We start from the raw sequence: 21,123 nt of genomic DNA, 5'->3' as shown, positions 1-21,123 counted from the left end.
GATCCATCCCGGGCTAGGCGAGCCGGGTCACCTCCACGATCACGTCGAGGTCGGTGGCGCCCTCCCCGGAGTAGATGCCCTTCAGCGGGGAAACGTCGGCGTAGTCGCGGCCCGCGCCCACGCCGACGTACTGCTCGGTGATCTCGGTGTCGTTGGTGGGGTCATAGCTCCACCAGGCACCCGTCCACGCCTCAATCCAGGCGTGGCTTCGGCCGTCGACGGTGTCGCCCACGACGGCGTCGCGCTTGGGATGCAGGTAACCCGAGACGTAGTGCGTCGGAATTCCCATGCTGCGCAACAACATCAGCGACAAATGCACGAAGTCCTGGCACACGCCCCTGCCCGCTTTGAGCGCGTCCAGCCCGGACGAGTGCACGCTGGTGGTGCCCGGAAGGTATTCCAGTTCTTCCCGCACCCAATTGGCCGCCGCCACGACGGCTTCGGCGGGCTTGTGGGTCTTGCTGATCTTCTTGCCGACCGACGTCACGCGTTTGCTGGCCGGGGCGTGCTGGGTGGGGCGAAGCAGGTCGTCGTAGCGATCGATCACCGCCTCGGAGTGCAAATCGCTCCAGCCCGCCTCCGTCGAGAGTGGCTCGGCCCGCTCGGTTTCCACGACCGACGTCGACATCACCGTGAGATCGGTGTGTGGTGCGTGCAGGTCGAATGCGGTGACCGCAGTCCCCCAATAGTCGATGTAGCGGTAGGACCGGGTCGCCGGGATGGTTTCGACGCGGTTAAGGATGACGTTCTGCCGGCTGTTCGATCGCGGCGTCAACCGGGCCTCGTTGTAAGAGGCGGTCACCGGGGATTGGTAGGCGTACCCCGTGGTGTGCACCACGCGCAGCCGCCACATCAGCCGTCCCCTTTCCTGCTGACCAGCCGGGCGCGCTGGCCCGCGTCCGACCACGCCACCCAGGGCGTCACGTGGAAGTACTGCAGCGCCAACGCCTCTCCGACGTCGCGGCAGGTGCGCTGCAGCCCCGCCAGGCGGCTCTCCAACGACTCCAGCAGCGCGCCGGGCTGGACGAATTCCAGTTCGCTGCGGGCCTGCCCGAGCAGTCGCTGCGCCTCGGCGGTGGCCCCGATCCGGCTCTGCCGGTTGTGGACCAGTTCGTCGAGGTTGTGTTCGGCCAGTCGCAGCGAATAGAACACCGAACGCGGAAACAGCCTGTCCAACAACATGAATTCGACCACTCGACCGGCATCCAGCACACCGCGGTAGGTGCGCAGGTAGGTGTCGTGCGCCCCCGCCGAACGCAGCAACGTCACCCAGGCCGGGGACGAGGCGCTGTCGCCGACCCGCGACAGCAAGAGCCGCACCGTCATGTCGACCCGTTCGATCGCCCGGCCCAGCACCATGAACCGGTAGCCGTCGTCGCGGGACAACGTCGAGTCGGCCAGGCCGGCGAACATCGCCGCCCGCCGCTCGATGAACGACAGAAAGTCGTGCGGCCCAAGGCGTTTGGCGGCACGCTCGCGTTCGGGAAGGGCGTGGTAGGTGGTGTTGAGGCACTCCCAGATCTCACTGGAGGTCACCTCGCGCGCCGACTTGGCGTTTTCGCGCGCCGACGTGATGGCGTCGACGATCGAGCAGCCGCCCTGGGTGTTGGCGCTGTAGGCCACCAAATCGGTCAGCGACCACACGTCCAGGTCGTGACTCGGCGGATCGATACCGAGCACGCGGAGCAGCAGGCGCGACGCCTGGTCCGGGTCGACGCTGGAGTCCTCGAGCAATTGGTGCAGCGCCACGTCCAGGATGCGCGCGGTGTCGTCGGCGCGTTCGACGTAGCGGCCAATCCAGTAAAGCGCCTCGGCGTTACGTGCCAACATCGTGCACCGCCCTTTGCTGTTGTTGTTGCTCGCGCTGCTCGCGCTGGGGCAGTTCGGTGGGCTGCGCCTGCTGAGACGTCAATCGCGGGGCGTCGTCGAGCATCGGGTCCGGCATGGAGGTGGGCAACGAGCGCACCACCTCCGCCGCCTCGAGCTCGTGGTCGCCGGCCGACGCCCGCGAGGCCAGCACCCAGGTGTCCTTGGAGCCGCCGCCCTGGCTGGAGTTGACCACCCGTGATCCCTCGACCAGGGCCACCCGGGTCAGCCCGCCGGGCAGCACCCAGACGTCGTCGCCGTCGTTGACCGCGAACGGCCGCAGGTCGACGTAGCGCGGCGCCAGCGTGTTGCCGACCTGCGTCGGCACCGTCGACAGCTCCATCATCGGCTGCGCGATCCAGCTCCGTGGATCCTCGCGCACCTTCTTGGCGGCGGCGGCCAACTCTTTCTCCGATGCCTCCGGCCCGAACACGATGCCGTAGCCGCCCGACCCCTCCACCGGCTTGAGCACCAACTCGTCGATGCGGTCCAGCACCTCTGCGCGCTCGTCGTCGAGCCAGCAGCGCAGCGTCTTTACGTTGGCCAGCAGTGGCTTCTCCCCGAGGTAGTACTCGATCATCGTGGGCACGTAGGTGTAGACGAGTTTGTCGTCGCCGACGCCGTTGCCGATCGCGCTGGAGATCGACACATTGCCGGCGCGGGCGGCGTTGACCAGCCCGGCCACCCCCAGCACCGAATCGGCGCGGAACTGCAGCGGGTCCAGGAAGGCGTCGTCGATGCGCCGATAAATGACGTCGACCTGGCGCTCCCCCTCGGTGGTGCGCATGTAGACCTGGTTGTCGCGGCAGAACAAGTCGCGGCCCTCGACCAGCTCGACGCCCATCTGGCGGGCCAGCAGCGAATGCTCGAAATAGGCCGAGTTGTAGACGCCCGGGGTCAGCACCACCACCGTCGGGTCCGCTTCGTTGGTGGCCGCGGAGTTGCGCAGCGCACGCAGCAGGTGCGAGGCGTAGTCGTCGACCGCGCGCACCCGGTGGCTGGCGAACAGGTTGGGGAACACCCGCGCCATGGTGCGCCGGTTCTCCATAACGTAGGACACACCCGACGGTGACCGCAGGTTGTCCTCGAGCACCCGCCAGGTGCCCTTGTCGTCGCGGATCAGGTCGATGCCCGCGACGTGGATCCGCACGCCGTTGGGCGGGGCGATGCCCATCGCCTGGCGATGGAAATGCTCGCACGACGTGACCAGGCGGCGCGGGATGACCCCGTCGTTCAGTATCTCCTGGTCACCATAGATATCGTCGAGGTACATCTCGAGCGCCTTGACCCGCTGGGTGATGCCGCGCTCCAGGCGGGCCCACTCGGCGGGCGAGATGACTCGCGGCACCAGGTCCAGCGGAAACGGGCGCTCCTGACCCGACAGCGAGAAGGTGATCCCCTGGTCGAGGAAGGCGCGGGACAGCGCTTCTGCGCGAGCTTTCAGCTCCGAGGCGTCCGACGGCGCGAGCTCGGCGTAGATGCCCTTGTACGGTCCGCGGACGGCGCCCTGGGCATCGAACATTTCGTCGAACGCCATGTCGTACGCGTCGGAGGACATGTTGTATCCGCCGAAGATCCGCTCAGAGCGCGCAGCGCGAAAACCCCGCTTGGTGTGGTCAAGCTGGTTCGTAAGACTCACTGTTCAGATGCTGCCTCAGATCGACGTTCTGGCAGCCCACGTGTTCCCGTTTTGGGAGAAAACGTAACTCACTGATAACCTGGGCAGTCGCTGTGGTGATATCCGGCGCCCCACACAACGTCTAATCGAAGAAGGAACTCCCGCGTGGCCAACATCAAGTCGCAGCAGAAGCGCAACAAGACGAACGAGCGCGCTCGCCTGCGCAACAAGTCGGTGAAGTCGTCGCTGCGTACCGCGGTCCGCGCGTTCCGTGAAGCCGCCCACGCCGGCGACAAGGAGAAGGCCGCCGAGTTGCTGGTGTCGACCAATCGCAAGCTGGACAAGGCGGCCAGCAAGGGCGTGATCCACAAGAACCAGGCGGCGAACAAGAAGTCGGCGCTGGCCCAGGCCCTCAACAAGATCTGAGCCTTTTGGCCGGCGCCGCCCGACCCTCTAGTGCCCGCGCTGGGCGGCTAGCTCGGCGACCTGCCTGACCGCGGATTCCAGGGCGTACTCGGCGTCCACCACCGCTCCCTTCACGTTCGCATTGAGCGCGGCCACCACCTTCATCGCCGCCGCCACCGAGTCACGCGACCAACGCCGGGCCTGCTTCTGGGCCTTCTGCACCCGCCAGGGCGGCATCCCGAGCTGTGACGCCAGCCGGTAGGGATCCCCCGACAGCGGGCCGACCCGGCCGATCGTGTGAATCGCTTCGGCCAGCGCATCCGCGAGCACCACCAGCGGCTCGCCGCGCATCATCGCCCACCGCAACGCCTCGGCGGCTCCTTCGATGTCGCCGGCCACCGCCTTGTCCGCGATGTCGAAGCCCTTCACCTCGGCCTTGCCGCTGTGATAGCGGCGGACCGCGGCGGCGTCGACCACCCCGCCGGTGTCGGCGACCAATTGGGAGCAGGCAGAGGCCAACTCCCGCAGATCGGAACCGACCGAATCCAGCAGCGCGGTCACCGTCTCCTCATCGGCCTTGACCCGCAGGCCGCGAAACTCCTTGCGGACGAAATCGACGCGTTCACTCGGTTTGGTGATGCGCGCGCACGAATGCACCACGGCGCCAAGGGATTGCAGCTCGGTGGCCAGCGCCTTGGCGCGCCCACCACCCGAGTGCACCACGACCAGCACCACGCCGGTCGGCATGTCACGCGCGGCCGAAACAATCACGGCGGCAGCGTCTTTGCCCGCTTCACCGGCGGCCTCCAGCACGACGATGCGCTCGTCGGCGAACAATGATGGACTCAGTAACTCGGCGAGCTCATAGGTGCTGACGTCGCCCGCCCGCATCCGGTTCACCGGAACGTCGTCGGCGCCGGCCCGGTTGCGCGCCGAGCGCAGCACATCGGCTACCGCCCGCTCGACCAGCAGTTCCTCGTCTCCCAGGACCAGGTGCAACGGCGAAATCTCGCTCACCCCCACGATGGTGTCACGCCCCACCGACCGCGCCGCTCGGGGATCGACAGGCCGGCGCCCGCCGCCTACCCCAGTGCGGACAGCACCCACGCCAGCCCGGCCAGCGCCGCGACCCCCGCCACCACCCGAAACGGTCGCCACCGCCACAGCACCACCGCCAGCGCCGTCACACCGCCGACGATCACCGTCCCGGGCGTTCCCTCGGGGACCGGCACCGTGGCGCCGGGCATGTTTGCCGCGCAGTGGGCCACGCCGTCCACCCACCACAATTCCGGGCCGGTGAACCGGATCAGCAGCCGCGCGGCGGCCGGCCACATTGCGCAGAGCGCGGCCGCCCCGGTACCCAGCACCGTGATGGGGGCGATCACACCGGCCACCACGAGGTTCGCCAGCGCGGCAACCACGCTGAATCGCCCGGAGATCGCCGCAACCAGCGGCGCGGTCACCACCTGCGCGGCCCACGCGACGGCAAGCGCGTCCGCCAGCGGCCTGGGCCACCCCTTTGCCACCAGGCGCCGCGACCAGACCGGCGCGACGACGACCAGCGCGGCGGTGGCGAGCACCGACAGAGCGAACCCCACGTCGACCGCCAGCGCGGGGGCGACCGCCAGCAACACCAATACGCTGGCGGCGAGGGCCGGAATGGCCTGCCGCCGACGCGAAGTCAGCATCCCCGTCAGTGCGATGGCGCCCATTACCGCCGCCCGCAACACACTAGCCGTCGGCTGCACGACGATGACAAAGGCGACCAGCGCCAGCGCGGCAAGCACGACGGCCGCCCGGGGACCGATCAACCGGGCCGAGCAGAGCACGGCCGCACACACAATCGTCACATTGGCACCCGACACGGCCATCAGGTGCGTCATGCCGGCCGCACGAAAATCGCGGCTGGTGTCGCTCGGCACCGCCGAGGTGTCACCGAGCACCAGCGCGGGCAGCATCGCCGCTTGCTCGCCGGGCAGCGTGGCGCGGGCGGCGGCGGCAAAGCGGCTGCGCACGCCGTGCGCGGCCGACTGCACCGCGCTCGCGGTGCCCATGGTCGGCGGGCCCGACGCGTTGAGTACCGCCACGGTCAGGTCACGGCGGCTCGGCCGAGTTATCCGCGCGGTGAACCGCACCGGCTGGCCCACCGTCACGGCGGCGAAGTCCGAAGCGCGCGCGAAAACGACGACCCGGCCCGATATTTCGGCCGCGCGCAGGCGTTGCAGGTTGGCCCGGAACATCAACCGGCTGCTGCCCAGCGACACCGGGCTCTCGGTGGGCGTGACCGTCACCGGGGCGCTGGTGCCGAAGGCCGCGGTGATCGGGTGGTGACCGATCGCGTCGGCGCGCAGCGCGATCGCGAAGCCGTATCCCGCTCCCACCACACCGACGGCGGCCAGGCCGGCGCTCATCGCGCCGAGCCGCGCCATGTGGCCGGGCCGACGCGCCGCGCGCCATGCCAGTGCACCGGCCGCGACCGTCACCGCGACGCAGCACCAGGCGAGGATCCGCCCGGCCGACCACCAGATCCCGCCGGCCGTCACCGCCCAGCAGGCCAGGGCGGCCGGCACCAGGCGAACATCGACATGCCCCGACGGCGACCGACCCGGCCCGGGAGGCAGCACCGGGGTCAGACACGGACCAGCGCGCGCAACTTCTCCAGCCGCGCCGGCCCGATGCCCTCGACATCGGCGAGTTGGTCGACGCTGGTGAACTTTCCGTTGGCCTGCCGCCACGCCACGATGGCGGCGGCGGTGACCGGTCCCACGCCGGGCAAAGCGTCGAGTTCCGCAGCGGTCGCGGTGTTCAGGTCGACCGCCTGGCCCGGCTTCGGCTTGACCGATCCCGACGCGGGCGGCGGTGCCTTGGAGGTCGGCGTCGTCGCGCTGGCCACCGAACTACCCAGCGCCGTCGGCTGGCCCGGAACGGGAGCGAGCCCGACGACGATCTGTTCGCCGTCCCCGAGCGGTCGGGCCATGTTCAGTCCGATGGTGTCGGCGCCGTTCACCGCGCCGCCGGCGGCCTGCAGCGCATCGGCGATGCGTGCCCCCGGCGCCAGGGTCACCAAACCCGGCGTGTGCACCAAGCCGACCACGCTGACCACCACCGGACGGTCGACACCCGCTGATTGCCCGGCACCCGGGGTGGCCGACGACCTGGGGCCGGCGGTCGACACCTTCTCCACCGGTGGCAGCTTGGCCGACGTCACCGGCGCCGGCCGGTCGCGCAGCAACGTGAACACCGTGACCAGCACCGCCAGCGCCGCCACGATCGCCAACCCGATGGCGCCGGCGCGTCCGGGATCGGCGCGCACCCTGGCCACCCAGCCGCGGTCCTGCGACGCGTCCGGAAGCCAGCGCGGCAGCAGCGAATTCTGGTCGTCGTCAGGGGCGCCCTCCGTCGAGCCCGCTCCGGCGCACCCGGCATCGGCGGCGCCATCGGTCTCCGGTTCGGCGCTGAGCCGCCGGTGCAGGCGCTCGGCCGGAAGTTCTGTTCGCATGGGCCGACGGTAGGTCCGCGGACCGCCGCAGCGACACCGCTCAGCGGCGATCTGTGGATCAACCCGAGGCTGTGCACGGGGCTCGCGAGGGATGGGTCAAGATGGAAGTCGAGCGAATGACCGGCACCGCCAGAAAACAGCTCTGGGCGCTGCGTCGTCACGGTCACCGGAGAAACGACAGGAGGCTGCCATGCAACTGGCGCTCACGCCCGAGGAAGCCGCGTTCCGCGACGAACTCCGCACCATTTACACGACCAAGATTCCCGAGGAGGTGCGCGAGCGGGTACGCCGCGGCTCGGCCGAGGTGAACCGCGACGACATCGTCACCAGTCACAAGATTTTGCACGAGCACGGCCTGGCGGTGCCGAACTGGCCGGTGGAATGGGGCGGCAAGGACTGGACGCCGACCCAGCACCAGATCTGGGCGGACGAGATGCAGCTGGCGTGCGTCCCCGAGCCGCTGAACTTCAACACCAAGATGGTGGGCCCGGTGATCGCCGAATTCGGTTCGGAGGAAGTCAAACAACGCTTCCTGCCCCCGACGGCCAGCCTCGACATCTGGTGGTGCCAGGGCTTCTCCGAGCCCGAGGCGGGGTCGGACCTGGCCTCGCTGCGCACCACCGCGGTGCGTGACGGCGACGACTACATTGTCAACGGTCAGAAGACCTGGACCACCCTCGGCCAGTACGCGGACTGGATCTTCTGTCTGGTCCGCACCGACCCGCAGGCGCCCAAGCGGCAGGCGGGCATCTCCTTCCTGCTCTTCGACATGAAGACGCCGGGTATCACCCTGCGACCCATCAAGACGATCGACGGCGGCCACGAGATCAACGAGGTCTTCTTTGAGGACGTCCGGGTTCCCGCCAATCAGCTTGTCGGAGAAGAGAATCAGGGCTGGACGTACGCAAAATTCCTGCTGGGCAACGAACGCACCGGCATCGCCGGGGTGGGGCGGACCAAGGTGCGCCTCGCCGAGGTGAAGAAACACGCCAAGGCCACCGGAGTGCTGGGCGACCCGCTGTTCGCGGCGCGGCTGGCCGAGGCGGAAAACGAGTTGCTGGCACTGGAACTCACCCAGTCGCGAGTCGTCACCGACTCTGCGGACGGGCAGCCGAACCCGGCGTCGTCGGTGCTCAAGCTGCGCGGCAGCCAGTTGCAACAGGCGGCCACCGAACTGCTCGTCGAGGTGGCCGGGCCGGATGCGCTGCCGGCCAACGGCGAAGAGATCGCCTCGCCGGACTGGGCGCAACACAGTGCCCCGCACTACCTCAACTACCGCAAGACGTCGATCTACGGCGGTAGCAGCGAGGTGCAGCGCAACATCATCGCGTCGACGATTCTGGGATTGTGAGGCAGCCATGGACTTTCAGCTGAGCGACGAGCAAGCCCTGCTCCGTGACACCACCCGCGACCTGCTGTCGCGCACCTACGACCCCGAGAGCCGCAACAAGATCATCGGTTCCGACCTCGGCTGGAGCCGCGAGGTGTGGAGCCAGCTCGCCGACACCGGAATCCTCGGCCTCGGTTTCGATCCCGACGAGTCCGGTCAGATCGAGATCGCGGTGGTGCTCACCGAAGTCGGGCGCCGGCTCGCCCCCGAACCGATCCTGCACGCCGCGCTGGGTCCCGGCGCCTTGATCGCCGAGCTGGGCACCGACGAGCAGAAGCAGCTGCTCGACGAGGTCGCGAACGGGCAACGGCTGCTGGCGTTCGCCCACCTCGAGCCGGGGCAGCGCGATCCGTCCGCGCAGGCGGGCACCAAGGCTGCCCAGCAAGGTGATTCGTGGACCTTGAGCGGTCGGAAGAACCCGGTGCTGGCCGGGGACGCCGCCGACACCTTGGTGGTCAGCGCCGCCTTGCCCAGGGGTGGCACCGGTCTGTTCCTGGTCGACGCGGCATCGGTGACCAGGCACCCGTACCGGACGTTCGACGGACAGCGCGGCGCCCAGATCGATTTGGACTCCACTGCCGCCGAACCGCTCGGCGAGGCAATCGACGCATCGGGCGCCATCCGCGACGCCATCGTGCGCATCCAGTCGGCGTTGTGCGCCGAAGCGCTGGGCGCGATGCACGAATCGCTGCGCCTGACCACCGATTACCTCAAGACCCGCAAGCAGTTCGGCGTCACGCTCAATAAGTTCCAGGCGCTGACGCAACGCGCGGCCGACATGTACGTCTCGCTGGAATTGGCCCGCAGCATGACCCTGTACGCGGCCATGTCGATCGCCGACGGCAACATCGACCCGCTGATCGCCTCGCGCGCCAAGCTGCAGGTCGGCCGTTCGGGCCGGCACATCGCGCAGGAGTCGGTCCAGATGCACGGGGGCATCGGGGTGACCGCGGAGTACCCGGTCAGCCACTACGCCGCCCGGCTCACCGCGATCGAGCACACGCTGGGCACCTCGGGTGAGCACCTGCACAACCTGATCGACCACCTCGGCGACTACGACCTGGCCCGCCTCTGACGCATGGCCGGGCTGCCGGGAAAGGTCATCACCGGATCCGACATCAGCGCCTCAAGTCATTGCCGCTCGGGTGCAACCGATTTCAGCTGACCAGGCTCCGAGTCCGCATCGGGGAGCTGACCCACGAGATATTCGGCGAGCCCCCCGATGGTCGGATAGTCGAAGACCGCGGTCGCGTTGATGGTGAACTTGCCGCCGAACTGACTGTGCAGCCGGTTGCGGAGCTCGATCGCCATCAACGAATCCGTACCCAGGTCCAGGAACCGACTGCTCGCCGCCGGCGGCGACGCGAGTCGCAGAAAGTTCTGCACCTCCCGCTGCAAGAATTCGGTCACGAAATCGGCGCGCTGCGGCACGGGAATCTCCATGAGCTGCTTGAGCAACTCGCTGTCGCCGGTCGCCTCTCCGGCGGCACTGGGCAACACCAGGTCGAGGATCGGTGGACGCGAACTGCCCAGCACCTTCGCGGCGCGTTGCCAGTTGGCCTTCAGCACGGTGGCCTGGCCGGTTCCGTTCGCGACGACCTCGGCGAGGGCGGCCAGCGCCGCCGACGGTTCCAATGGGATCAGGCCCTGCGCACTGATATTGGCGGTCGCGGCCTGCGATGAGGCCATGCCACCTTGGGCCCAGGGACCGAAGTTGACGCCCGTGGCGGGCAGGCCCTGCGCCCTTCGCTGCGCGACCAGACCGTCGAGCAGCGCATTGGCGGTCGCGTAGTTGGACTGACCGGGCGAACCGAACAGGCTCGACACCGATGAGGACACGATGAAGAAGTCCAGCTCGTCGTCCCGGGTCAATCTGTCCAGGTGGCACGCGCCGAACGCCTTGGGCGCCAACGTTGTCCGGAATCGTTCCAGGCTCTGCTGGGACAGCAGCGCATCGTCGAGCACGCCGGCCAGATGTGCCACACCGGCCAGCGGTGGCAGCTCAGCGCGGATGCGCGCCAGCAGCTCGGCAACCTCGGACTCGTCGCCGGCGTCGGCGGCGAAGACGTGGATGCGGCACCTGTAGCGCTCGGTGATCTCCTCGAGCAACCGTTGCGCGTCCGCACCCGGCGCGCGCCGGCTGGTCAACACGATGTCACCGGCACCGAGTTGGGCCAGATACGACGCCGTGTGCAGACCGATGGCACCCAGCCCGCCGGTAATCAGGTAGCTCCGATCCGCCCGTGGCTGCAGCGGATTCGGTATCTGCACCACGATCTTGCCGATGTGTCGCGCTTGCTGCATGCGGCGGAACGCGGCCCGCGCCTCGGTCAGGGGGTAGATCTCGGCCGGCAGCGGTGTCCAGTCGCCGTTGGCCAATCCTTGCGACACCTCGGTCAGCAAGCCCCGTATACGTTCCGGCTCGGAGAACGTCACCGTGTCCAGCGCCACGATCTCGTAGGCGATGTCGGGACGGGCCTGCGCCATCTGCTCGGGTGTCCAAATGTCGCGCTTGGCGATCTCGGCGAAGCGGCCGTTGTGGGCGGTCGCCCGCACGGTCGCCTCGAGGAATCCCTCGCTGGTCAGGCTGTTGAGTACCACGTCGACGCCGGCGCCGTCGGTGTCGGCGAGAATCTGGTCGGCGAAATCCGTTGTGCGCGAGTCATAGACGTACTCCACACCCATCTTGCGCAGCGTCGCGCGCTTGAAGGTGCTGGCGGTGGCGAAGACGGTCGCACCGCATTGTTGGGCCATCTGGATCGCCGCCAGGCCGACACCACCGCTGGCGGCGTGGATGAGCACGCGCTCGCCAGGTTTCAGCTGTGCCCAGTCGAACGCGAGCCGAACCGTCAGCGCCGCGGCGGGAATGGTGGCCGCCTCGACCGCACTTACCCCGTCGGGGATCGGCGCGAGCAGCTGGGCCGGCACGTTGAACCGGCTGGAGAACGCCCCCTGCATAAAGCCGTAAACGCGCTGGCCGACTTCGAGTCCGGTGACGCCGGCGCCCAGTTGGGTGACGACGCCGGCGAAGTCACCGCCGATCGGCCCCGGGTCGCCCGGGTAGAGGCCGAGGACGTTGAGCACATCACGGAAGTTGAGGCCCGCGGCCTCCACCCGGACCTGCACATAGCCCTCGCCCGGGGGTGCGACGTCCACTTCGGTGAGCCGCAGGTTGTCGATCGCGCCGCGTTCGGTGGGCGCCAGGACGTAATCGCCCGCGCGCGGCACCGTGAGATGACCGCTGCGCGCCCACGGCAGCAACCGGGATGCCAGCAGTTTTCCTTGTCGCACCGCGAGTTCCGGTTCGTCCACTGGGGTGGCCAGCAAGTTGGCCAGCGCATGCACGGCCTCCACTGATCCGTCGCAGTCGACCAACCTGGCGCGCAGCGCCGGTTCCTCGTTGATCGTGGTGCGCCCGAGCCCCCACAGCGCCGCCTGCACCGGGTCGACCGGCTCACCGGATTCGGTGGCCACGGCCCGCTCGGTGACGATCCACAGTCCCGCAGGCAAATTCACGTCGCCGCCCTGCACCGCGTGCACGGCGCTGAGCAGATTGGCGATCTCGGCCTCGAGGCGCGCCGCCCCAGTGGTCGGGTCGGCGTCGCCTTCCCCTCCGTTCGGCGCTTTGCTGCGCCAGACCACGCCGGAGAACGGCAGCCCCCGCTCGACAGCCTGAGTCAGCACCTGCCCCAACGATTCTGGATCGGCGCTCCGGTCGAACGGGATGCAGCCCGGCACCCTGGCGGCCAGTTCGTCGAATCCGGCGATCAGCCAGGTACCGCTGATCTCTGCGGCCTCTTCGCCCGGCGGCGCCGGCACCTCGTGCCAGCCGAGCGTGTACAGCAGCCGGGTGGCATCGCCCCCGAGCCCGCGCAGCAACGCCTCGCGCGGCGCGCGTTTGACCGTGAACTCGTGAATCCCGCCGAGCCTACGGCCGTCCCGGTCGACGAAATCGAGATCGAAGACCTGGGTTTCGCTGTTGAGTTCGCTGCTGCGCCACCGCGCACGGCAGTAGAACCGCCGCGGCATCTTCTCCCGCAACATCACTTGCCCGTACCGCAACGGCAGGAACAGATCGTTGACGCCCTGTTCGGCGGCGGACAGTGCCGGGAAGGCCGGGAAGGCGACCCCGGTGCACAGGTCCATCAGCACCGGGTGCATCGGCTCGCTGCCGAGCTGTTCGGCGAGCTCGGCACCGACGAGGATGTCGCCGACCGACTCGCCATCACCGAGCCACAGCGACTTCAGGGAACCGGACCAGGTTGGCCCCCAGGCCAGTTCCAAGTCGGCGAAGGTCTCGAACAACTCCTGCGGACGCATGCGGTTCAGTCGCTCGAGCGCTTCGTCGATGGGATCAGCCTCAATTACCGGCTCGTCGGTGTCGTCCACGCCGGCGACCACAGTGCCTTCGGCGTTCAACGACCACTCGGCGCCGCGTTCCCCGTAGGGACGGCTGTGCACCTGGAAGGTGAACGCGCGGCCGTCCTGCAGCGGGTGCAGCGTCAGCTGCACCTCGCGAGAACTCTTCTCCGGCAGGATGATCGGCTCGTAGAAGAAGACGTCCTTCGCCCGCGCGGGAGTGCCGACCGCGGCCAACGCCATCGCCGCGTACGTTGCGCCGGGCACGACGACCGTGCCGTAAATGACGTGATCGGATAGCCACGGCTGCGATTTGACGGACAACCTGCTGGTGTAGACGGAGTCGCCCGAGGCGAGGTCCTTCGCGCTGCCGAGGATGCCCGAAGACGGAGCGCCCGCTCCGTTGACGGCGATCCCGGACGACTTGGGCCAAAACCGGCGGCGCTGGAACGGATACGTCGGCAGCTCGATGCTCCGACGTCGCTGACCATGCAGCGCAGCGAAATCCGGACGATGGCCGCCGACGTAGGCCGCGGCCAGCGCGTCGGCGATCTGGCGCCGATCGCCCACTCCCTTGCGCAGCGAGACGATCGCCCTCGGTGCGGTCAGGTGCTCCGGCCAAACCTGCACCGCGGCGCCGGTCAGCACCGGTTGCGGGCCGATCTCCATCAACACCGAGCACCCCAGCGCCGCCGCGGTGCGCACGCTTTCGGCGAACTGCACCGGCTGGCGCGAATGGCGCCGCCAGTACGCGGCGTCGAGCGGGGTTTGACCCGTGAGGACGGCCCCGGTGCGGTTGCAGATCAACGGCATCGTCGGAGCGGCGAACTGCAATCGCGCCGCGAAGGACTCGAATTCGTCGAGCACCGGGTCCAACAGCTCGGAATGGAAGGCGTGGCTGGTCTGCAGCCACGTGCACCGGATCGCCTCGTCACCGAACTTGGCGACGATCTGTTCGAGATCCTCACCCGGACCCGACAACACCGTATTCGGTCCGTTGTACGCGCCGACCGACACCCGCCGGAATCCAGCGGCTACCTCCTCGACCTGCTTGGTGTCGGCGAACACCGCCACCATCCGTCCGCCGTCGGCCAGGCTGCCGAACATCCGGCCGCGCTCGGCCATCAGCCGCGCGCCGTCCTCGAGGCTGAACACGCCGGCCACACACGCCGCCGCGTACTGGCCGACGCTGTGCCCCAGCACCACATCGGGTTCGATCCCCCAGGACTGCCACAGCCGGGCCAGGCCCATCTCGACGGCGAACAGCGCCGGCTGCGCAAACGACGTGTGCCGCAACCTCTCTCCGGCTTTGCCGCCCGTTTCGCGATCCGTGGCGAACAGCACCTCCAGCAAGGGGTGCGGCACTATGTCACGGACCGCGTCGGCGCACCGCGTCACCGTTTCGGCGAAAACCGGTTCGGTGTCGAACAACTCACGCGCCATCCCCGGGTACTGGCTGCCCTGGCCGGTGAACAACCATGCCGTCATCGGGCGGTGTGTGTGTTCACCACGGACGACACCGGGCCGCAGGCGATTCTCGGCCAATTCGGCCAGGGCCTCGCGCGCACCCTCGACCGAGTCCACCACCAGGGCGGCGCGGTGTTCGAAGTGTGATCGGCCCGTTCCGGCCGTGAGGCATACCTCGGCGAGATCCACAGCCGGGTGGGCGGCCAGCCACGCCTCGTATCGCTGCGCCAAGGCCACCAGCGCTTCCGGTGACCGGGCGGACAGCGCGAGCACCCTGACCTGTCCGGTCTGAGCTTGCGACGCCGACTCCGTGGCGGCGGCGTCGGCGGGGTGCGGGTCGGCCGATAGGGCGGGCGCCGGTGCCTCCTCCACCAGGACGTGCGCGTTGGTTCCGGTGAACCCGAACGAGCTCACGCCCGCGCGCCGCGGCCGGCCGTTGGGCTGCCACGGCATCGCCTTGTCCACGACCCGCACCGGTAGCGAATCCCACGGGATGTGCGGCGACGGCTGCTCGAAGTGCAGGCTCGGCGGCAGCACCCCGTGCTGCAGCGACAACACGACTTTAATCAAACCTGCTGCGCCCGAAGCGGATTCGGTGTGGCCGATGTTCGTCTTCACTGAACCCATCAGCAGCGGCCGGTCCGCGTCGCGCGACCCACCGTAGGCGGCGGCCGCGGCCTGCACCTCGATCGGATCGCCCAGCGGGGTGCCCGTCCCGTGCGCCTCGAGGTAATCGACATCCCCGCCGGCCAGGCCCGCGCGAGCCAGCGCCATCCTGATGAGCCGTTGCTGCGCACCACCATTGGGCACAGTCAAGCCGCTGGACGCCCCGTCCTGGTTGACCGCGCTGCTGGAGATCACCGCGCAGATCCGGTCGCCTTCGCGCTGCGCGTCGCTCAACCGCTTCAGTACGAGTATTCCGCAGCCTTCGCTGCGCACGTAACCGTCGGCGGAGGCATCGAATGTCTTGCACCGCCCCACCGGGGAAAGCATGCGCGCGCGGGAGGCCGCGACGACCGTCACCGGACTCAATAGGACGTTCACCCCGCCGGCCAGCGCCATGTCGCAGTCACCGGACCGCAACGCCTGGCAGGCCTGATGGACGGCCACCAACGCCGAACTGCATGCGGTGTCGATCGCCATCGCCGGTCCTTCGAGTCCCAGCGCAAAGGCGACCCGACCGGAGATGGCGTTGAGCGCATTGCCGGTGATGAAGTGCGGTTCGATCTTGTCGACCGACTCCGACGACAGCAGATGCGCGTACTCGTTGGCCGCCACGCCGGTGAAGATTCCAGTTCGACTGCCGCGCAACGCGGCCGGCGAGTACCCGGCGCGCTCCAAACCCTCCCATACCGTTTCGAGCATCAGCCGCTGCTGCGGCTCGATCCAGACCGCCTCACGGGGTGAGATGCCGAAGAACTCGGGATCGAATCCGTCTATCTCGTCGAGGAAGCCGCCGAACCGGGTGTAGGTCTTGCCCGCGGCGTCCGGATCTGGGTCGTAGAACTCGTCGATGTCGAATCGGTCCTCCGGGACCTCCCGGATCGCATCGACACCTCCCGACAACACCTGCCAGAACGCTTCCGGGTCGGGCGCGCCGGGGAAGCGGCACGACACCGCGACGATCGCGATCGGTTCGTCCGTCGGCGTCGTCACCGCTGCCGCCGGCTGAGGCCGTGTTCTCGAGGACTCCTGATCGCTGAGCTCGAGTACGTCGCCGAGCAGGTAGTCGGCCACATCGGATAGCCGTGGGTGATCCATCGCCAAGGTGGCCGGGACCTGCCTACCCACCCCGTGCTCGATGCGGCGACGCAACTCGACCGCCATCAACGAATCCATGCCGAGATCGAAAAAGCCTGCGTCCTCGCGGATCTCGGCCGCGTCGACGCGGGTCACCTCCGCGACCGCAGCACGCAGATAATCGGTCAGAAGCTTTTTGCGCTGCTGCACCGGAGCGTCCGTGAGCCGGTCGACCAGCGGGGTCTTTCCCGCCGGTGCCACCGCAGGCGCCGCATCGGGGACCTCGCGCTCCAGCTCCGCCAGGAACGCCCGCCTGCCCGCCTGTTGATACAGCGGCAGGAAGCGGGCCCAGTCGATTCGGGCCACAACTCCGTGGGCAGCGCCCTGCGCCGAGGCGGCCGCCGCGACATCGGACAGCCCCGCAAGCGCATCGGCTGGTGCCAGGGTGCGGATGCCGCGCTGATCCAGTCGCGCACGCGATTCCGCGTCAGCCATGCCGGCCGCCCAAGGCCCGAAGTTGACGCTGACGCCGTGGATGCCCTGCTCACGCAGGCGCCACGCCAGCCCATCCAGGAAGGCGTTCGCCGCGCCGTAGGCGCTTTGGCCGAATCCACCCCACACCGAGGCGATCGAGGACGTGCTGAGGAAGAAGTCGAGCTTCAAGTCAGCCGCGGCCTCGCTCAAATGCCAGGCGCCCCAGACCTTTCCGGCAAAGACGCGATCGACCTCAGCGTCCTGTAGGGCGCTCAGGGGGGTGGTACCGATCTCCCCCGCGGCGTGGACGATGCCGGCCAGCGGCGGCAGCTCGGCCTGCACGCCCGCCAGCAAGCGTGCGACGTCGTGCGCATCGGCGACATCGGCGGCCACGACCCGGATTTGGCAGCCGTGCGCCTCACCGAGTGCGTCGATGCGCCCTCGGACGGCGTCGGTCGGCGCGCGCCGGCCGGTCAGAACCAGATGCCCGGCGCCGTTCGCGGCCAGGTGCCCGGCGATCTCCAGCCCGACCGCGCCCAGCCCTCCGGTCACCAGATACGTTGCGTCACTGCGCAGTTGCAGCGAGGTACCACTCGGGGTCTCAGTGCGCCGAACCAACCGGGGCACGTATATCACCCGATCACGCAGCGCGAGCTGGTCTTCCCCGATCGCCGAGTCGTCGGCCGTGGCGATCCGGTCGATGAGCCGGGACCATTCGTCGGCAGTCCCCACTGACAAGTCCGCGAGTCCGCCCCATATCTGCGGCAGCTCCAGCGATGCGGCGCGACTGAAGCCCCACAGGCTGCTCTGGTGCGGTGCCACGGAATCCGCATCGGTGACGCGCTGTGCGCCGCACGTCACGACCCAGACGGGGCTGCGCAGCTCAGCGGCGACCGCGGCGCGAAACAACCGCCGTGTCCCGCCCAGGATCCGGTGTTGCATCCGCAACAGCGAGCGCATCGATGGCGTGGTCCCGGCCTCCAGGGCCGCGGCATGCACGATGCGTAGCGTCGAATCATCGGCGGCGGCGCGCAACAGGCCCGCGAGCTGTTCCTCGTCCGCGTCGGACACCGGCAACCCGACGATCTCGAATCGGTGGTTGTGTGCGGTCAGGACGTCGACCAACGGCTGGACCGCGTCGGCACCATCGGCGACGATGACCCAGCGTGATCCCCCGCCCACGTCGGCCGGCGGCAGCGCGGCGGTCAATGCGTCCCAGCGGATCTCGTAGCGGTCGTTCTCGATGGACCGGGTGGTGCGCTGCTGATTGTGTTGGGCCGCAAGCCTGGTGAGCACCTGCAGGGTCTGATGATCGCCGCTCGCACCGTCGAGCAGGGTTGCGAGTTCCTCGATCCGGCCGTCCTCGAGAAGACGGACGGCTTCGGTGCGCGGCCCACCGGCGTCGCCGCGTCGGTCGGGGCGCTGATCATTGCGGAACCAGTACTGACGGCGCTCGAAGGGATAGGTGGGCAGGTCGAGCTTGCGCGCGTGCGCCGGCCCGAACGCGGCGAAGTCGGGCAGGTGGCCCAGGACGTACGCGTCGGCGACCGCCTCGGTGATCTGCCGGTGGTCAGCGGTGTTCCGGCGCAGCGACGTGATCGCCCGCGGCGCGGTCGCCGGGTCGGGCCATGCGCCCAGGGCGGAGGCGGTGAGCACCGGTCGCGGGCCGATCTCGAGCAATACCTTGCAGCTCAGGTCGGCGAGGGTGCGCACGCTTTTGGCGAATTCGACCGGTTGGCGCGCATGACGGCGCCAATACGCGCCATCGAGCTTCACGCTGCGGCCCAGCGCGGCCCCGGTACGGTTGTCGATCAAAATTCGTTGCGGCGCTCTGAAATCGAACCGCCCCGCATGCGCTTCGAACTCGTCGAGGATCGGGTCCAGCAGCGCAGAGTGGAACGCGTGGCTGGTGTCCAACCAGTCACACCGGACACCATCGGCCGACACTGCGGCCACCGCCCGCTCCAGGTCCGCGCCGGGCCCGGACAATACGGTATTGGCGCCGTTGTAGGCGGCCACCGACAGGCTCGGGAACTCGTCGGTGAGTCGCTCGACCCGCTCGGCGGCGGTGAACATCGCGACCATCCGGCCACCGGAGGGCAGACTGCCGAAGAGGCGACTACGCTCGGCCATCAGCAAGGCGCCGTCTTCGAGGCTGAACACGCCCGCCACGCAGGCCGCCGCAAATTGGCCGACGCTGTGGCCCAGCACCACGTCGGGCTCGAAACCCCACGATTGCCATAGCCGGGCCAGGCCCATCTCCACCGCGAACAGCGCGGGTTGCGCGTACGAGGTTTGCCGCAGCGCCTCTTCGCCGTCCGGACCGTCCGCGTCGAAAACGACGTCCAGCAACGGCCTTTCGAGAAGATCGGCGATCGCGGCGGCGCAACGATTCAACGTCTCGGCGAACACCGCCTCGGTGTCGAACAATTCTCGGGCCATGCCGGGGTATTGGCTGCCCTGGCCGGTGAACAGCCACGCCGTCTTCGGTGGCTCATGGGATTCTCCGCGGAACAACCCGGGCGCCGGGCGGTCGTCCGCCAGAGCGCCGAGTAGCTCCAGCGCGGCTTCTCGCGAGTTGACCACCAGCGCGGCCCGCTGCTCCAAGTGTGCCCGCCCCGCCCCGGCGGTGAAGCACACGTCCGCCAGGTTGGCTTCCGGGTGCGCGCCCAACCAGCTCCGGTAGTCAGCCGCAAGCTGTGCCAACGCGGCGGGCGTTCGCGCCGAAAGCGGCAGGACACTGAACCGGCGGTTCGCGGGATGCTCGACCGGAAGCGGTGTCGGGGGAACCGGTTCCGTTTGCTCGGGAGCTTCCGAGATGATGACGTGGGCGTTGGTGCCGGCGAATCCAAACGAGCTGATTCCGGCAATGCGCGGCTGTCCGTTGCGTTCCCAAGCGGTGGCCTCGTCGACCACCTGCACCGCAAGCCGCTCCCAGGGGATGTGGGGCGACGGGTTCTGAAAGTGGAGGTGTTGCGGAATCAGTTCGTTCTCGAGCGCCAGGATGACCTTGATGACCCCGGCGATGCCCGCGGCTGCTTCCAGGTGTCCGATGTTGGTCTTCACCGAGCCCATCAGCAGCGGCCGGCCGGGTTCGCGCCCGACGCCGAGCACCGCACCCGCGGCCTGGGCTTCGATGGGGTCACCCAGCGACGTCCCGGTGCCGTGCGCTTCCAAATACCCGACGTCGCGGGCTTCGACGTCGGCGCGCTTGAGCGCATCGGCGATAACCCTTTGCTGGGCAACGCCGTTGGGCACGGTCAAGCCGCCCGAGGCGCCGTCCTGGTTGATCGCGCTGCCGCGGATCACGGCGCGGATCCGATCGCCGTCGCGGATCGCGTCCGCTAGACGCTTGATCACGATGACACCGCAGCCCTCGCCGCGCACGTAACCGTCCGCGGCCGCATCGAACGTCTTGCAACGGCCGTCGGGGGCGAGCATGTGCGCGCTGGAGAACGTGATCATGGTAGCCGGGGTGAGCAGGACGTTCGCCCCGCCGGCCAGCGCCAGGTCGCATTCGCCCAGGCGCAGGGCCTGGCACGCCTGATGGATTGCCACCAGCGACGAGCTGCACGCCGTGTCGACGGCGACGGCCGGACCCTGCAGTCCCAACCGGTAGCTGATCCGGCCGGCCGCCGCGGCGTTCGATGTCCCGATGGCCAAGTAAGCCTCGATTTCGGGGTAAGTCAGCTCGTCAGATGCCATTCCCAGGTAGTCGTGCGTGGCCAAACCGACGAAGACCCCGGTGTTGCTGTTCGCCAGATCCGTTGGCGCAGTGCCTGAGTGCTCCACCGCGCGCCATGCCGTTTCCAGCAGGATGCGGTGCTGCGGGTCCATCAACCTGACCTCGCGGGTCGACATGCCGAAGAACGGCGCGTCGAACGCCGTCACGTCGTCGACGAAACCGGCGCGACGGGTGACGACCTTGCCGGGCGCGCCCGGTTCCGGGTCGAAGAACTCGTCGACGTCCCAACGGTCTTGCGGCACTTCGGATATCGCATCGCGGCCATGCCGCAACACATCCCAGAACTCATCAGCATCCGCGGCTCCCGGGAATCGCGCCGCGTAACCGATGATCGCAAAACCCGGTGCGACCTCTCCTTCGACGGATGCCATACGCGTGTCCTCTCTTGGCCATCACGATCGATCCCCACGGGAGGCCGGTTGCGCTCGGAGAATCATTTCCGTCAGGCGAGACACCGCCATTGCAGCGCCCGCACCTCGCAACGACAGCCGGTGCGGCTGTCGCCCTGCGTCCCGCCCGGCCGCTCGATCGCTACAACGGCCCGCCGGATCCGTGAGCGA

General features: G+C 68.8%; 10 protein-coding genes. 3 read left to right on the top strand and 7 right to left on the bottom strand.

From position 1 onward, the window contains the following. Positions 1–13: 13 nt before the first annotated feature. Genes BST14_RS02045 through BST14_RS02035 form a run of 3 tightly spaced genes read right to left on the bottom strand, consistent with a single transcriptional unit; the run spans position 14 to position 3,505 of the window. Positions 14–853: a transglutaminase family protein gene (locus BST14_RS02045; protein WP_083062934.1), complete on the bottom strand. Its 840-nt coding sequence runs from the start codon at positions 851–853 to the stop codon at positions 14–16. Next, the gene (locus tag BST14_RS02040; protein ID WP_083062933.1) at positions 853–1,830 is read right to left on the bottom strand and encodes an alpha-E domain-containing protein; all 978 of its coding nucleotides are present in this window, start codon (positions 1,828–1,830) and stop codon (positions 853–855) included. The genes BST14_RS02045 and BST14_RS02040 overlap by 1 nt, the downstream gene beginning before the upstream one ends. Next, positions 1,817–3,505: a circularly permuted type 2 ATP-grasp protein gene (locus BST14_RS02035; RefSeq protein WP_083062932.1), complete on the bottom strand. Its 1,689-nt coding sequence runs from the start codon at positions 3,503–3,505 to the stop codon at positions 1,817–1,819. The genes BST14_RS02040 and BST14_RS02035 overlap by 14 nt, the downstream gene beginning before the upstream one ends. A 144-nt stretch (positions 3,506–3,649) precedes the next feature. Here BST14_RS02035 and rpsT point away from each other — a divergent pair, with 144 nt between their 5' ends. Then, on the top strand, positions 3,650–3,910 hold the full coding sequence (gene rpsT, locus BST14_RS02030) for a 30S ribosomal protein S20 (RefSeq protein WP_007769864.1): 261 nt from the start codon (positions 3,650–3,652) through the stop codon (positions 3,908–3,910). Between the two features lie 27 nt (positions 3,911–3,937). Here the strand turns inward: rpsT and holA are convergent, their stop codons facing one another. The 3 genes from holA to BST14_RS02015 all read right to left on the bottom strand — a co-directional run bounded on the left by holA (position 3,938) and on the right by BST14_RS02015 (position 7,388). Beyond that, on the bottom strand, positions 3,938–4,906 hold the full coding sequence (gene holA, locus BST14_RS02025; RefSeq protein ID WP_083063019.1) for a DNA polymerase III subunit delta: 969 nt from the start codon (positions 4,904–4,906) through the stop codon (positions 3,938–3,940). Positions 4,907–4,971: 65 nt separating this feature from the next. Further along, complete coding sequence (locus BST14_RS02020; protein WP_083063018.1) at positions 4,972–6,510, bottom strand: ComEC/Rec2 family competence protein; 1,539 nt, start codon at positions 6,508–6,510, stop codon at positions 4,972–4,974. A gap of 8 nt (positions 6,511–6,518) precedes the next feature. After that, positions 6,519–7,388, bottom strand: coding sequence for a ComEA family DNA-binding protein (locus BST14_RS02015; protein WP_083062931.1), 870 nt, complete (start codon positions 7,386–7,388; stop codon positions 6,519–6,521). A gap of 190 nt (positions 7,389–7,578) precedes the next feature. On the opposite strand from BST14_RS02015, the gene BST14_RS02010 reads away from it, so the two are divergent. Beyond that, entirely contained in the window at positions 7,579–8,739 is a 1,161-nt protein-coding gene (locus BST14_RS02010) for an acyl-CoA dehydrogenase family protein (RefSeq protein ID WP_083062930.1), read from the top strand. A 7-nt stretch (positions 8,740–8,746) separates the two neighbouring features. Continuing rightward, positions 8,747–9,853, top strand: a complete 1,107-nt coding sequence (locus BST14_RS02005; RefSeq protein WP_083062929.1) for an acyl-CoA dehydrogenase family protein — start codon at positions 8,747–8,749, stop codon at positions 9,851–9,853. A 56-nt stretch (positions 9,854–9,909) separates the two neighbouring features. Here BST14_RS02005 and BST14_RS02000 read toward each other — a convergent pair whose 3' ends face one another. Continuing rightward, on the bottom strand, positions 9,910–20,934 hold the full coding sequence (locus tag BST14_RS02000) for a type I polyketide synthase (RefSeq protein WP_083062928.1): 11,025 nt from the start codon (positions 20,932–20,934) through the stop codon (positions 9,910–9,912). Positions 20,935–21,123: the final 189 nt, after the last annotated feature.

The organism is Mycobacterium arosiense ATCC BAA-1401 = DSM 45069, from assembly GCF_002086125.1.
Taxonomy (GTDB): domain Bacteria; phylum Actinomycetota; class Actinomycetes; order Mycobacteriales; family Mycobacteriaceae; genus Mycobacterium; species Mycobacterium arosiense.
Note: the sequence above shows the minus strand (reverse complement) of the source record. Positions and strands in the feature narration are given on the sequence as shown.

Bases quoted from the DNA above. Each gene is read 5' to 3' on its own strand.
- BST14_RS02005 (WP_083062929.1), top strand. From the start codon at position 8,747: ATGGACTTTCAGCTGAGCGACGAGCAAGCCCTGCTCCGTGACACCACC.
- BST14_RS02045 (WP_083062934.1), bottom strand. From the start codon at position 853: ATGTGGCGGCTGCGCGTGGTGCACACCACGGGGTACGCCTACCAATCC.
- BST14_RS02010 (WP_083062930.1), top strand. From the start codon at position 7,579: ATGCAACTGGCGCTCACGCCCGAGGAAGCCGCGTTCCGCGACGAACTC.
- BST14_RS02015 (WP_083062931.1), bottom strand. From the start codon at position 7,388: ATGCGAACAGAACTTCCGGCCGAGCGCCTGCACCGGCGGCTCAGCGCC.
- BST14_RS02040 (WP_083062933.1), bottom strand. From the start codon at position 1,830: ATGTTGGCACGTAACGCCGAGGCGCTTTACTGGATTGGCCGCTACGTC.
- BST14_RS02000 (WP_083062928.1), bottom strand. From the start codon at position 20,934: ATGGCATCCGTCGAAGGAGAGGTCGCACCGGGTTTTGCGATCATCGGT.